12 protein-coding genes are annotated in these 13033 nt (G+C 69.2%); 8 read left to right on the top strand and 4 right to left on the bottom strand.

The window, feature by feature from the left end; translation table 11 throughout:
- Positions 1–40 precede the first annotated feature (40 nt).
- Entirely contained in the window at positions 41–727 is a 687-nt protein-coding gene (locus tag KIT25_01125) for a DsbA family oxidoreductase (protein UYN95579.1), read from the top strand.
- Positions 728–750: 23 nt separating this feature from the next.
- Here the strand turns inward: KIT25_01125 and KIT25_01120 are convergent, their stop codons facing one another.
- Genes KIT25_01120 through KIT25_01110 form a run of 3 tightly spaced genes read right to left on the bottom strand, consistent with a single transcriptional unit; the run spans position 751 to position 3811 of the window.
- A complete protein-coding gene (locus KIT25_01120) occupies positions 751–1194 on the bottom strand; it encodes a YaiI/YqxD family protein (protein ID UYN95578.1) in 444 nt (147 codons plus the stop codon).
- The gene (locus KIT25_01115) at positions 1191–2294 is read right to left on the bottom strand and encodes a mandelate racemase (protein ID UYN95577.1); all 1104 of its coding nucleotides are present in this window, start codon (positions 2292–2294) and stop codon (positions 1191–1193) included. The genes KIT25_01120 and KIT25_01115 overlap by 4 nt, the downstream gene beginning before the upstream one ends.
- Positions 2291–3811: a carboxylesterase/lipase family protein gene (locus tag KIT25_01110; protein UYN95576.1), complete on the bottom strand. Its 1521-nt coding sequence runs from the start codon at positions 3809–3811 to the stop codon at positions 2291–2293. The genes KIT25_01115 and KIT25_01110 overlap by 4 nt, the downstream gene beginning before the upstream one ends.
- A gap of 42 nt (positions 3812–3853) precedes the next feature.
- Here KIT25_01110 and KIT25_01105 point away from each other — a divergent pair, with 42 nt between their 5' ends.
- The 7 genes from KIT25_01105 to KIT25_01075 all read left to right on the top strand — a co-directional run bounded on the left by KIT25_01105 (position 3854) and on the right by KIT25_01075 (position 12768).
- On the top strand, positions 3854–4579 hold the full coding sequence (locus KIT25_01105; GenBank protein ID UYN95575.1) for a transporter substrate-binding domain-containing protein: 726 nt from the start codon (positions 3854–3856) through the stop codon (positions 4577–4579).
- 113 nt (positions 4580–4692) lie between these two features.
- Positions 4693–9594 carry a response regulator gene (locus tag KIT25_01100; GenBank protein ID UYN95574.1) on the top strand — a complete coding sequence of 1634 codons (4902 nt, stop codon included), beginning with the start codon at positions 4693–4695 and terminating at the stop codon, positions 9592–9594.
- Complete coding sequence (locus tag KIT25_01095; protein ID UYN95573.1) at positions 9594–11495, top strand: response regulator; 1902 nt, start codon at positions 9594–9596, stop codon at positions 11493–11495. The genes KIT25_01100 and KIT25_01095 overlap by 1 nt, the downstream gene beginning before the upstream one ends.
- A gap of 98 nt (positions 11496–11593) precedes the next feature.
- Entirely contained in the window at positions 11594–11776 is a 183-nt protein-coding gene (locus KIT25_01090; GenBank protein UYN95572.1) for a hypothetical protein, read from the top strand.
- Between the two features lie 76 nt (positions 11777–11852).
- Positions 11853–12023, top strand: coding sequence for a hypothetical protein (locus tag KIT25_01085; protein UYN95571.1), 171 nt, complete (start codon positions 11853–11855; stop codon positions 12021–12023).
- Positions 12024–12085: 62 nt separating this feature from the next.
- On the top strand, positions 12086–12424 hold the full coding sequence (locus tag KIT25_01080) for a Lin0512 family protein (protein ID UYN95570.1): 339 nt from the start codon (positions 12086–12088) through the stop codon (positions 12422–12424).
- Complete coding sequence (locus KIT25_01075) at positions 12424–12768, top strand: Lin0512 family protein (GenBank protein ID UYN95569.1); 345 nt, start codon at positions 12424–12426, stop codon at positions 12766–12768. Before KIT25_01080 ends, KIT25_01075 begins: the two co-directional genes overlap by 1 nt.
- 16 nt (positions 12769–12784) lie before the next feature.
- Here KIT25_01075 and KIT25_01070 read toward each other — a convergent pair whose 3' ends face one another.
- A complete protein-coding gene (locus KIT25_01070; GenBank protein ID UYN95568.1) occupies positions 12785–13006 on the bottom strand; it encodes a hypothetical protein in 222 nt (73 codons plus the stop codon).
- Positions 13007–13033 lie beyond the last annotated feature (27 nt).

Here is a 13033-nt window from a genome sequence, read left to right as displayed (position 1 = left end):
CGCGGGTATAGGCTGAACCGCAATAGGGAAGGAAACAGCCATGGACGCAACCCAAACCATCGGCCGCCCACCCACCGGCCGCATCGACGTCATCTCCGATGCGATCTGTCCCTGGTGCTACATCGGCAAGCGCCAGCTCGAGCGCGCGCTCGACATCCTCGCCAGGGACAAGCTGCACTTCATCGTCGCCTGGCACCCCTTCCAGCTCAATCCCGAGATGCCGGCCGAGGGCGTCGAGCGCGAGAAGTACCGCATCGCCAAGTTCGGCAGCCTCGAGCGCTCGCGCCAGCTCGACCAGCGTGTCAGCGAGGCCGCCGCCGCGGTCGGGCTGGAGTTCCATCTCGAGCGCCTGACCCGCACGCCCAACACCGTGAACGCGCATCGCGTCATCCGGCTGGCCGGCCAGAAGGGCGTGCAGGACGGCGTCGTCGAGTCCCTCTTCCAGGGCTATTTCTGCGAGGGCGCCGACATCGGCGACGACACGGTGCTGGCCGAGCTCGGCCAGCGCGGCGGGCTGGAGCGCGAGGCGGTCGCGGCGCTGCTCGCCTCGGAGGACGCAAAGCGCGAGGTGCTGGCGGGCGACCAGATGGCGCGCAACGCCGGCATCCAGGGCGTGCCGAGCTTCGCCCTGCAGGGCCACGTGCTGTTCTCCGGCGCGGTGCCCGCCGAGGAGATGGCCCAGGCCTTCCATCGCGCCTGGGACGTGCTCAAGACCAAAGCGGCGTAGCCGGCCGCGAGGACCGGGAACGCCTACCGCCGCAGCCGCTGAATCGTCTCGTCGAGCGTCGACAGGAACCGCGAACGATCGCGCTGCGTCATGGGCTTGGGTCCACCCGTCACTTCCCCCATGGCGCGCAGGTTCGACAGCAGCTCGCGGTTGGCCATCGCCATGCCGATCGAGGAAGTCGTGAAAGGCAGGCCGGTGTTGCCGATGACGGTGGCTCCCGCTTTCAGGCTGCGGTCGGCGAGCGGAATATCGGCGGTAATGACGATGTCGCCCGACCCGACGCGGTCGGCGATCCAGTTGTCGGCCGCGTCGAAGCTGTCGCTCACGACCACCAGTTCGATGCGCAGATCCTGCGGCACGCCGAGATAGGAGTTGCTGACGACGTAGACCTTGACCCGGTAACGTTCGGCAACGCGATAGATCTCGTTCTTCACCGGGCAGGCGTCGGCGTCGACATAGATGTTCACGTCAGGATCGCCATCCTCTTCCGCTCGATCAGCTTGAAGTCGATCGCCGCGCCGAGGCCCGGACCGTTGGGCACGTGCACCATGCCGTCGCGGCCGACGACGATGTCCTGCTCGAGGCCGTATTTCTGCGCGCCGTCGGGCAGCAGGACCTCGAAGAACTCGGTGTTCCGGATCGAGGCGATGACGTGCAGGTTGGCGACGTTGTTCAGCGAGTTGCCGCCATGATGGACCTCGTAGTTCATGCGGAAGGCCTCGGCGAGGTGCGCGGTCTTGACCAGGGTGGTGATGCCGCCCTTCACCGCGACGTCGCCGCGCAGGTAGTCGGTGGCCTGCAGCATGAGCCAGGGCTGGTAGCTCTCCAGGCCGGTGATGGGATACTCGGTGGCGAGGATCGGGATCGAGAGCGCCTGCTTGAGCTTGACGTAGTTGTAGATGTCCTGGTCGTGCAGCGGATCCTCGTACCAGTAGAAGCCCATCTCCTCGACGGCGCGGCCGACCCGGAGCGCGGCGGGGAAATCGTAGGCCCAGGTCGAGTCGAGCATGATGGTGTAGTCGCCGACCGCCTTGCGCACCGCCTCGCAGACCTTGATGTCGTCGCGCCAGCGCGTCGGCGGATGAATCTTGTAGGCCGCCCAGCCGTACTCCTTGAACTCGACCGCCTGCTCGGCATAGGCCTCCGCCGAGGAGAGCACGGCGGAGCTGGCATAGGCCGGCACCGATTCGCGATAGGTGCCGAGCAGACGATGGATCGGCTGGCCCATCGCCTTGCCGACGAGGTCCCACAGCGCGACGTCGACCGCGCCGATGGCGCGCACGCCCGCATTGCGCTGGCGGCGCCACAGGTCGGCCACGACCGCCTCGCGCTGCAGCGGATCGCGGCCCATCACCATCGGCTTCAGGTGCGTGATCAGCCCCTGCCCGTCGGTCGTCGCGGCGTTGGACGCCGAGCCGAGGAAGGCGTGGCCCTCGACGCCGTCGTCGGTGCGCAGGGTGAGCAGGCCGAGCGCGCTCGAGCCGGCGAACTTGCTGTGGCTGCCGTACTGCGTCGGCGGGATGTCGTCCCAGGCGAACAGGGTGAGCGTGACGTCGACGATCTTCATGGCTTGTCCTCCCAGACCCGCCGCTCGGCGCCGAACGGATCGGCCTCGACGCGGCTCGCGGTGTCAAAAATCATGGTCGGCCGTTCGGCCGTCGAATAGCGCGGCCAGCCGGGATCGCCGGTCCGCGCGAAGGCGATCCAGGCGCGCGGCATGCGCTCGCCGAGCGCCAGCCGCGCCGGATCGTCGCCGGTCAGCGCCGCCGTATCGAGGTTGGCGAAGACGAACGGGATCTCGAGCGTGTGGCAGGAGCGCAGCCGTCCACCCAGCACCGGCGTCTGCCAGGCGAAGAGATAGACGAACACGTCCGCCGCCCTCTGCGCCAGCTTGCGCTCGGCGATCTGCAGCGACGGCAGGCGGATGCCGAGGTCGCCGACCACGGCGATGGCGATCTCGTCGGCGCGCATCGCCGGCTGCGCGGCGCGATAGGCGGCGATCACCCGCGCCGTGCGCTCGCCGAGATAGGGCGCGAGGCCTTCGGGAAGGTTGTCGAACGAGGCGCCGGCGATCCACGGCAGGTGGCCGAGGAACAGGGTCATCTCGTCCTTGTTGGAGCCGATCATCAGCGGCACGTGCGCCGAGACGTCGGGAGCGGCGGGCGCGAACGGCCCGCCGGGGAAGAAGTCGCCGTCGATCACCGGGTTGAAGCCGAGCCGCCGCCGCTCGGCGAAGGAGGCGCGGCCGACATCGGCCTGCACCGCATTCTGCGCCTCCAGCAGCTTCGCCGCCGGCACCTCGCGCAGCCGCGCGGCGTCGGCCGGCGCAAGGCCGAGCCGGTCGAGCACCTGGCGCGCCGTCTTCGTGCCGTCGTCGCGATCGGCCATCTGCACCGCCGGGCCGCTCTGGATGACGGCCTTGTGGAAGAGCCCGCGGGCCGAGGGCAGCGCCATCAGCACGCTCACCTTCGCGCCGCCGCCCGATTCGCCGAAGATCGTGACGTTGCCGGGATCGCCGCCGAAGGCCGCGATGTTGTCGCGCACCCATCCGAGCGCCGCCACGATGTCGCGCACGCCCGCCGTGCCGGCGCCGGCGAAGCCTCCGTCCGCGATGTCCTCGAGATGCAGATAGCCGAGCGCGCCCAGGCGATGGTTGAAGGAAACCACGACCACGTCGTCGAGGCGGCAGAGATTGGCGCCGTCGCTCCACGGCGAGGAGCCCGAGCCGGTGATGAAGGCGCCACCGTGGCACCAGAACAGCACCGGCCGCTTCGCGCCGCCGGGGCCCGAGGTCCAGACGTTGAGATAGAGGCAATCCTCGTCGGTCTTCTCGCGGCCGCCCAGGGTGAAGAGCCTCAAGAGGTCGTCGGGCAGGCCGAACACGTTGTCGGCCTGGATCGACCTCGCGCCGTAGGCGAGCGCGTCGCGCACGCCGCTCCACGGCTCGACCGCGTGCGGCGGCCGGAAGCGACGCGGTCCGACCGGCGGCGCGGCATAGGGGATGCCCTTGAAGACGCCGACGCCGCGCTCGCGCCGCCCGCGCACGCGGCCGTGCGTCGTGTCGACGATCACCTCGTCCGTCATGTCCGCTTCTTCTCCCGTCGCGAATGAGTATAGACTGGCGCCATGAACGACAAAGTGAAAGCCGAGCTGGCGCCGACCGGCGTTCTGCGTGCCGGCATCAACCTCTCCAACTTCCTGCTGGTGACCGGACGCAGCGCCTCGGGCGATCCCGAGGGCGTGGCGCCCGACATGGCGCGCGCCATCGCCGACGCGCTCGGCGTGCCGGTGAAGTACGTCACCTTCAAGACGCCGGGCGAGCTCGCCGACCAGTCGGGCAAGAACGTGTGGGACATCGGCCTGATCGGCGCCGAGCCGCAGCGCGCGGCGACCATCGCCTTCACGGCGGCCTATGTCGAGATCGAGGCGACCTACATGGTGCCGCCGGGCTCGCCGATCAAAGCGATCGCCGACGTCGACAGGAAAGGCGTGCGCATCGCGGTGTCGGCGCGCTCGGCCTACGGGCTGTGGCTGGAGAACAACATCCGCCATGCAGAGCTGATCCAGGTAGCCGGCCTCGAGGGCGCGTTCCGCAGGTTCTACGACGACAAGCTCGACGTGCTGGCCGGCTTGCGGCCGGGTCTCCTCAAGGACGTCGAGAAGCATCCCGAGCTCAGGATCCTCGACGGCAAGTTCACCGCCGTGCAGCAGGCGGTCGGCACGGCCAGGGCCAATGCGGAGGGCGCCAAGTTCCTCGCGGGCTTCGTCGAGCAGGCCAAGAAATCCGGCCTGGTGAGCGGCTTCATCGAGCGCCACAAGGTGAAGGGCCTGTCGGTCGCACCCCCGGCCTGAGGCCGCTTTTCTCACACTTTTTACACGCAACCTTTCGCCTGCAGCGGCGTTTTCAGCCCTGATGCGGGGAACTGCGTGCGCCGGCGCGACCGCTCCCCGAGGGGGAGTTCGCCATGGCTTCTGAGACCGCCTCTTCCGCGACCCACGGCGCGGCGGCGGCCGCGCGCCCACCGCTCCGTCGCAACGGCGCCCAGGGCCACGATCTCCACGAACTCCTGCACGCCCTGGAGGCCGTCCGGACCGGCGACTTCTCCGCCCGCCTGCGGACCGACCACGACGGCCCGCTCGGGCGCATCTCCGTGCTGTTCAACGAGATCGTCGCGGCCAACGAGCACATGGCCCAGCAGCTCGAGCACATCGGCAAGGCGTTGGGCCAGCAGGGCCGCGCCCGCCAGCGCGTGAAGTTCGCCCTCTCGACCGGCTCGTGGGGCGAGATGGAAGGCTCGGTCAACGGCCTGATCGACGACCTGCTGTGGCCGACCACCGAGGTGACGCGGGTGATCTCGGCGGTGGCGCAGGGCGACCTCCTGCAGACGGTGCGACTCGACGTCGACGGCCGGCCGCTGCGGGGCGAATTCCTGCGCTCGGCCACCATCGTCAACACCATGATCAAGCAGCTCTCCGTGTTCACCTCCGAGGTGACGCGCGTGGCGCGCGAGGTCGGCACCGAGGGCAAGCTCGGCGGCCAGGCCAAGGTGAGCGAGGTGACCGGCGTGTGGCGCGAGCTGACCGAGTCGGTCAACTCGATGGCCAACAACCTGACGGCCCAGGTGCGCAACATCTCGGACGTGACGATCGCCGTGGCCAACGGCGATCTCAGCCGCAAGATCACCGTCGACGTGCGCGGCGAGATCCTCCAGCTCAAAGAGGCGATCAACACGATGGTCGACCAGCTGCGCTCCTTCGCGTCGGAAGTGACGCGCGTGGCGCGCGAGGTCGGCACCGAGGGCAAGCTGGGCGGCCAGGCGATCGTGCCCGGCGTCGCCGGCACCTGGAAGGACCTCACCGACTCGGTCAACGCCATGTGCGGCAACCTGACCGACCAGGTGCGCAACATCGCCGAGGTGACGACCGCCGTGGCGCGCGGCGACCTCTCCAAGAAAATCACGGTCAACGTCTCGGGAGAGATCCTGCAGCTCAAGGAGACCATCAACACGATGGTCGACCAGCTCAACGGCTTCGCCGGCGAGGTCACCCGCGTGGCCCGCGAGGTCGGCACCGAGGGCAATCTCGGCGGCCAGGCCAGGGTGCCCGGCGTCGCCGGCATCTGGAAGGACCTCACCGACAACGTCAATTCGATGGCCACCAACCTGACCGGCCAGGTGCGCAACATCGCCGAGGTGACCACGGCGGTGGCGCGCGGCGATCTTTCCAAGAAGATCACGGTCGACGTGCGCGGCGAGATCCTGCAGCTCAAGGAGACCATCAACACGATGGTCGACCAGCTCAACGGTTTCGCCGGCGAGGTCACCCGCGTCGCCCGCGAGGTCGGCACCGAGGGCAATCTCGGCGGCCAGGCCCAGGTGCCGGGCGTCGCCGGCATCTGGAAGGACCTCACCGACAACGTCAACCTGCTCGCCGCCAACCTGACCACCCAGGTGCGCAACATCGCCGAGGTGACGACGGCGGTGGCGCGCGGCGATCTTTCCAAGAAGATCACGGTCAATGTCTCGGGCGAGATCCTGCTGCTCAAGGAGACCATCAACACGATGGTCGACCAGCTCAACGGCTTCGCCGGCGAGGTGACGCGCGTGGCGCGCGAGGTCGGCACCGACGGCAATCTCGGCGGCCAGGCCCAGGTGCCGGGCGTCGCCGGCATCTGGAAGGACCTCACCGACAACGTCAACATGCTGGCCGCCAACCTGACCACTCAGGTGCGCAACATCGCCGACGTGACCACGGCGGTGGCGGGCGGCGACCTCTCCAAGAAGATCACGGTCGACGTGTCGGGCGAGATCCTTCTGCTCAAGGAGACCATCAACACGATGGTCGACCAGCTCAACGGCTTCGCCAGCGAGGTGACGCGCGTGGCGCGCGAGGTCGGCACCGAGGGCAAGCTGGGCGGCCAGGCCCAGGTGCCGGGCGTCGCCGGCATCTGGAAGGACCTCACCGACAACGTCAACATGCTGGCCACCAACCTGACGACCCAGGTGCGCGCCATCGCCGAGGTCGCGACCGCGGTGACCAAGGGCGACCTGACGCGCTCGATCCAGGTCGATGCGCTCGGCGAGGTCGCCGAGCTCAAGGACAAGCTCAACACCATGATCGACAACCTCCGTCTGACGACGGAGCGCAACACCGAGCAGGACTGGCTGAAGACCAACCTCGCCAAGTTCACCAGCATGCTTCAGGGCCAGCGCGACCTCGGCACGGTGGGCCGGCTCATGCTGTCGGAGCTGACGTCGCTGGTCGGCGCGCATCAGGCCGCGATCTACCAGATGCAGAACCACGACGAGGACGAGCCGAGCCTGCGCCTGCTCTCGGTCTACGCCGACGGCGGCGGCCATCCCGAGGTGATCCGCATCGGCCAGGGGCTGATCGGCCAGTGCGCCGCCGACCGGCGCCAGATCCTGATCTCCGACATGCCGGCGTCGGCGCGGCCGATCTCGTCGGGCCTCTATCGGATCATGCCCAAGAGCGTCATCGTCCTGCCGGCGCTGTTCGAGGGCCAGGTCAAGGCGGTCATCGAGCTGGCGTCGCTGACCCATTTCACCGAGCTGCAGATCGCCTTCCTCGAGCAGCTCACCGCCTCGATCGGCATCGTGCTGAACTCGATCGAGGCGACGATGCAGACCGAGAGCCTGCTGCAGCAGAGCCAGAAGCTCGCCTCCGAGTTGCAGACCCAGCAGGGCGAGCTGCAGCAGACCAACGAGCAGCTCGAGCAGAAGGCGGCCCAGCTCGCCGAGCGCAACGTCGAGGTCGAGCGCAAGAACCAGGAGATCGAGCAGGCGCGACGGGCGGTCGAGGAGAAGGCGACGGAGCTGGCGCTCACATCGCGCTACAAGTCGGAGTTCCTCGCCAACATGAGCCACGAGCTGCGCACGCCGCTCAACTCGATCCTGATCCTCGGCCAGCAGCTGGCCGACAATCCCGACGGCAACCTGCGGCCCAAGCAGGTCGAGTTCGCCCGCACCATCCATGGCGCCGGCACCGACCTGCTGAACCTGATCAGCGACATCCTCGACCTGTCGAAGATCGAATCCGGCACGGTCACGGTCGACGCCGAGGAGATCGTCTTCAGCAACGTGCTGGAGACGGTGGCGCGGCCGTTCCGCCATCAGGCCGAAACGCAGGGCCTGGGCTTCGAGGTCCAGATCGACCCCGATCTCGGCCGCTCGATCGTCACCGATTCCAAGCGCCTGCAGCAGATCCTGAAGAACCTGCTCAGCAACGCGCTCAAGTTCACTGCCCAGGGCAGCGTGCGGCTGCGTGCCGTGCCGGCGCAGGGCGGCTGGCGATCCGACAACGCCAACCTCAACCAGGCGAGCTCGGTCGTCGCCTTCGAGGTCACCGACACCGGCGTCGGCATTCCGGTGGAGAAGCAGAAGATCGTGTTCGAGGCCTTCCAGCAGGCCGATGCGTCGACCAGCCGCAAGTACGGCGGCACCGGCCTCGGCCTCGCCATCAGCCGCGAGCTCGCCATGCTGCTGGGCGGCGAGCTGACCCTGCGCAGCACGCCGGGCATCGGCAGCACCTTCACGCTGTTCCTGCCGACCATGTTCACCGGCCCGCGTACCGCGGTGCGCGGGCCGGCGCCGGGCGGCACGGTGATGCCGATGGTCACTCTGCCCGAGCGGATCGTCGACCAGTTCCCCGACGACCGCCACGACCTGCGGCCCGGCGACCGCACGCTGCTGATCGTCGAGGATGATCCCAACTACGCCGGCATCCTGCTCGACGCCGCGCACGCCGCCGGTCTCAAGGCGATCGTCACGGCGCGCGGCGCGGAGGCGCTCGACCTCGCCCGGGAATACAAGCCCGTCGCCATGTCGCTCGACATCTTCCTGCCCGACATGCTCGGCTGGAACGTGCTCAGCCAGTTCAAGCGCACGCTGGAGACGCGCCACATTCCCGTGCAGATCCTGAGCATGGACGAGGATCGGCAGCAGGGCCTGGCGCGCGGCGCCTTCTCCTACCTCAGCAAGCCGACCAGCGCCGAGGGGCTGGGCGCGGCGCTGTCACGACTCGACGAGTACGTCCGGCCGCGCCGCAAGAAGCTGCTGATCGCCGAGGACAACGAGGCCGAACGCCTGGGAATCAGCGAGCTTCTCGCCCATCCCGCGGTCGAGATCGTCGTGACCGGCACCGGCCGCGACGCCCTCGACAGCCTGCGCGCCGACCGCTTCGACTGCATGGTGCTCGACCTGCGCCTGCCCGACATGTCCGGCTTCGACGTGCTGCAGGAGATGCGCCGCGACGAGGCGCTGGCCGACCTGCCCGTGGTGGTCTTCACCGGCCGCGAGCTCACGCCGGAGGAGGACGCCCAGCTCCACACCATGGCACGCTCGATCGTCGTCAAGGGCGCCTCCTCGCCGGAGCGCCTGTTCGACGAGACGGCGCTGTTTCTGCACCAGGTGGCCGCCGACCTGCCGGCCGACAAGCAGCGCATGCTCGAGCGGCTGCACGCATCGGATGAGATGCTGGCCGGCCGCACCGTGCTGGTGGTCGACGACGACACCCGCAACATCTTCGCGCTGTCGAGCGCGCTCGAGCGTCGCGGCATGAACGTGCTGACCGCGACGACCGGGCAGGAGGCGATCGGGCTGCTGCGCGGCTCGTCCGAGATCTCGATCGTGCTGATGGACATCATGATGCCGGAGATGGACGGCTACGAGACGATGGCGCAGATCCGCGCCGACCCCGACCTGCGCCGCCTGCCGATCATCGCGCTCACCGCCAAGGCGATGAAGGGCGACCGCGAGAAATGCCTGGAGGCCGGCGCCTCGGACTACCTCGCCAAGCCGGTCAACACGGAGCAGCTGTTCAGCGCGCTCCGCCTGTGGCTGCATCGCTGATGTCGGCCGCCGAGACGGCGCCGGCCGACCGCGCCGACCGGGTCAACATCCTGCTGGTCGACGACCAGCCGGCCAAGCTGCTGAGCTACGAGGTCATCCTCGACGAGCTGGGCGAGAACCTCATCAAGGCGGAGTCGCCGCACGAGGCGCTCGGCATCCTGCTCAAGACCGACGTCGCCGTGGTGCTGATCGATGTCGTCATGCCGGGCCTCGACGGCTTCCAGCTCGCCGCGATGATTCGCGACCATCCGCGTTTCCGCAAGCTCGCCATCATCTTCGTCTCGGCGGTGCAGATCGCCGAGACCGACCACCTGCGCGGCTATCAGATCGGCGCCGTCGACTACGTCGCCGTCCCGGTGGTGCCCGAGATGCTGCGCGCCAAGGTCAAGGTCTTCGCCGAGCTCTACCGCAAGACGCGGCAGCTCGAGCAGCTCAACGCCGAACTGGAGCAGCGCGTGGCCGCCCGCACCGCCGAGCTGGAAGCGCAGACCGAGCGCCTGCGCCGCAGCGAGGAGCGCCGCTCGCTGGCGCTGTCGGCCGGCGACATGGGGTCGTGGGAGCTCGACGTCGCGCGCAACCGCCTCGAGTGGGACGAGGGCCAGTACCGCATCTACGGCGTCGACCCGGCGGCGTTCGCCCCGACCTGCGACCGCGTGCTCGCCATGGTCCATCCCGACGACCGCGAGCGCAGCCCGCTCGTCGCCGCCCTGCAGGCCGAGGGGCCGCGCTACCTGGCGGAGTTCCGCATCGTGCGGCCCGATGCCGAGGTGCGCTGGTGCTTCGGCGCGGTCGCGATCATGCGGGACGCCGACGGCAGGCCGGTCCGGCTGAACGCGGTCAGCGTCGACATCACCGAACGAAAGCGCGCCGAGGAACGCCAGGTCCTGCTGGCGCGCGAGGTCGACCATCGTGCCAAGAACACGCTGGCGGTCGTGCTCTCGGTGCTGCGCCTGACCAAGGCGGCGACGACGGCCGAGTTCATCCGCGCGGTCGAAGGCCGCATCCACGCCATCGCCGCCACCCACAGCCTGCTCTCCGCGACGCGCTGGGAAGGCGCCGACCTGCGCAAGATCGTCGACGAGGAGCTGGCGGCCTATCGCACCGAGACCGTCGGGCGAATCGACGTCGACGGACCCGATGCGCTGCTCCTGCCGGCGGCGGCGCAGGCGGTCGCCATCGCCCTGCACGAGCTCGCGACCAACGCCGCAAAGTACGGCGCGCTGTCGACGCCGGGCGGACGGCTCAGCGTGCGCTGGTCGATCGGCAACGATGCCGCCGAGCTCGAGTGGACGGAGACCGGCGGGCCGGCCACGTCGCCGCCGTCTTCCTTCGGGTTCGGCCTCACCATCGTGCGGTCGAGCATCGAGGCGCAGTTCCGCGGAAGCGTGGACTACGAATGGCGGCCGCAGGGCCTGCGCTGCCGCCTCGCCATCCCGCGCGCCCAGTTGATGCTCACCGAACCGCCGCCGGCGCCACGGACGCCCCCTCTCAAGGAAGCGAACAGCAATCGGCCGGGCAGCCTCGCGGGCAAGCGCCTGCTGATGGTCGAGGACGAGTTCCTGGTCGGCATGATGGTGAAGAAGACCCTCGAAGCCATCGGGGCCACCGTGATCGGGCCGTTCGGGCGGCTCGCCGACGGCATCGCCGCCGCCAAGGCCGGCGGCTTCGACGGCGCCCTGCTCGACTTCAACCTCGGCGGCAGCCTCGCCGATCCGCTGGCCGACCTGCTGATCGCGCGCGGCATCCCGTTCGTCTTCATCACCGGCTACCAGCGCGACGGCATCGACCGGCGCTATGCCAACATCCCGATCCTGCAGAAGCCGATCGAACCCGACGCGCTCGAGCGGGTGCTGGTGTCCCTGCTAGACGTCCCGCAACCGCGCCGCGCGGCCGAACAGTAGCCGAAGCCGCGAAAAGGGTCCGCAACCCGGGCGGAAAGCGGGGCGTTTCCTCACTGTGTTGGCCGCACCGGCCATGCAGCAACGAGGAGGAGAGACCGATGAGCGCTCCCGACAACCGCAATCCCTCGCAGCCGCGCGAGAACCAGCAGCAGCCCCAGCCGCAGCGCGAGCAGCAGCAGCGTCAGCGCCAGGATCCGGCGAACCCGAACGGCGATCCCAAGCGCCAGCCGCAGAACATCGAACAGCCCGAACAGGACGACGCGCAGAAGCGTCAGCCGTAGAGGCGTCAACGGCAGACAGAGCGGGAATGCCCGTCCGCGGACGGGCATTCCCACCTCGATCGGAAGAGAGAAAGGCATGCCGTCGAACCCCAATCCCAGTCCCGAGGTTCCGCCGCCCGAGCCGACCGAGCCCGGGCGCGTCAAGCCGATCCCGCCCGAGATGCCGCCGCCCGGCGCGCCGGAGCCGGAGATCAAGCCGCCGCCGGTACCGCATCCACCCGGCCCGCCATCGCCGGTCGCTCGCTGAATCTTCGACCGCGCCGGCGCCGGGCTGTGCTACATCGCTGGCACGGTCCGGAGGAAACAGGCATGGCATTGAAGCGCGTGGCGCTGGAGATCGGCATGGGCACCGACATTCGCGGCGCCGACTACACCAAGGCCGCGGTGCGCGCGCTCAAGGACGCGCTGTGGCACAATTCGCTCACCGTCGCCGGCGCCGTCGGCAAGTCGAGCGACGACATGCAGGTCGAGATCCTGATCGGCGTGCCCCGGCCCGACCGCGTCGACACGGCCGAGGTGCTCGCCGTCCTGCCGCACGGCAGCGGCACGGTGAAGGTGGTCGAAGGCGGGCTGGAAGTCGCCAACGAGGCCGGCACCGACAAGACCGTGATCGCCCAGGCGGCGGCCATCGTGAGGCTCGACCTCTGATGCCCGCGAAGCGCGTCATCCTCGAGCTCGGCACCGGCAACGACCTGCACGGCGGCGACTACACCAAGGCGGCCCTGCGCGCGGTCCAGGACGCCCTGCACCATTCCTCGCTCACCATGCTGCGCGCGCTCAAGGTCGATCCGAAGACCTCGATGTTCGTCGACGTCACGATCGGCGTACAGCGGCCCGACAAGGTCGATCTCGACAAGGTCAAGGCCTCGCTGCCGCACGGCATCGTCACGGTGAAGGCGGTCAAGGGCGGGCTCGACGTGCCCGACTCCGAGAACAACGACCCCGCCGTGATCGCCAGTGCGGCAATCGCGGTGCGTCTCGACCTGCCCTGAGCGAGCGCCGGCGCGCTCAGGCGCGCTGGCGGCTCATGAAGACGAGGCCGAAGCCCACCACGACGGCGACGATTCCGGCGATGGTGGGAATCGGCACGGTCCGCTGCTGGTCGGCGGTGATTCTGAGCGGGCCGGCGTCGACCACCGTCTTGCGCTCGGTGAAGGAGATGTTGTCGACAGCGAGGCCGGCGACACCCAGCACGATCAGCAGGATGCCGACGATGGCGAGAGGTTTCATGGGCAGCCCAACGCCGGGGCCGCCCCG

Source organism: Enhydrobacter sp. (genome assembly GCA_025808875.1).
Lineage (GTDB): Bacteria > Pseudomonadota > Alphaproteobacteria > Reyranellales > Reyranellaceae > Reyranella.
The sequence above is the reverse complement of the archived record's forward strand: the minus strand, read 5'-3'. Positions and strand labels throughout refer to the sequence as shown.

Bases quoted from the DNA above. Each gene is read 5' to 3' on its own strand.
- KIT25_01125 (UYN95579.1), top strand. From the start codon at position 41: ATGGACGCAACCCAAACCATCGGCCGCCCACCCACCGGCCGCATCGAC.
- KIT25_01115 (UYN95577.1), bottom strand. From the start codon at position 2,294: ATGAAGATCGTCGACGTCACGCTCACCCTGTTCGCCTGGGACGACATC.
- KIT25_01110 (UYN95576.1), bottom strand. From the start codon at position 3,811: ATGACGGACGAGGTGATCGTCGACACGACGCACGGCCGCGTGCGCGGG.
- KIT25_01105 (UYN95575.1), top strand. From the start codon at position 3,854: ATGAACGACAAAGTGAAAGCCGAGCTGGCGCCGACCGGCGTTCTGCGT.
- KIT25_01100 (UYN95574.1), top strand. From the start codon at position 4,693: ATGGCTTCTGAGACCGCCTCTTCCGCGACCCACGGCGCGGCGGCGGCC.
- KIT25_01095 (UYN95573.1), top strand. From the start codon at position 9,594: ATGTCGGCCGCCGAGACGGCGCCGGCCGACCGCGCCGACCGGGTCAAC.
- KIT25_01090 (UYN95572.1), top strand. From the start codon at position 11,594: ATGAGCGCTCCCGACAACCGCAATCCCTCGCAGCCGCGCGAGAACCAG.
- KIT25_01085 (UYN95571.1), top strand. From the start codon at position 11,853: ATGCCGTCGAACCCCAATCCCAGTCCCGAGGTTCCGCCGCCCGAGCCG.
- KIT25_01080 (UYN95570.1), top strand. From the start codon at position 12,086: ATGGCATTGAAGCGCGTGGCGCTGGAGATCGGCATGGGCACCGACATT.
- KIT25_01075 (UYN95569.1), top strand. From the start codon at position 12,424: ATGCCCGCGAAGCGCGTCATCCTCGAGCTCGGCACCGGCAACGACCTG.
- KIT25_01070 (UYN95568.1), bottom strand. From the start codon at position 13,006: ATGAAACCTCTCGCCATCGTCGGCATCCTGCTGATCGTGCTGGGTGTC.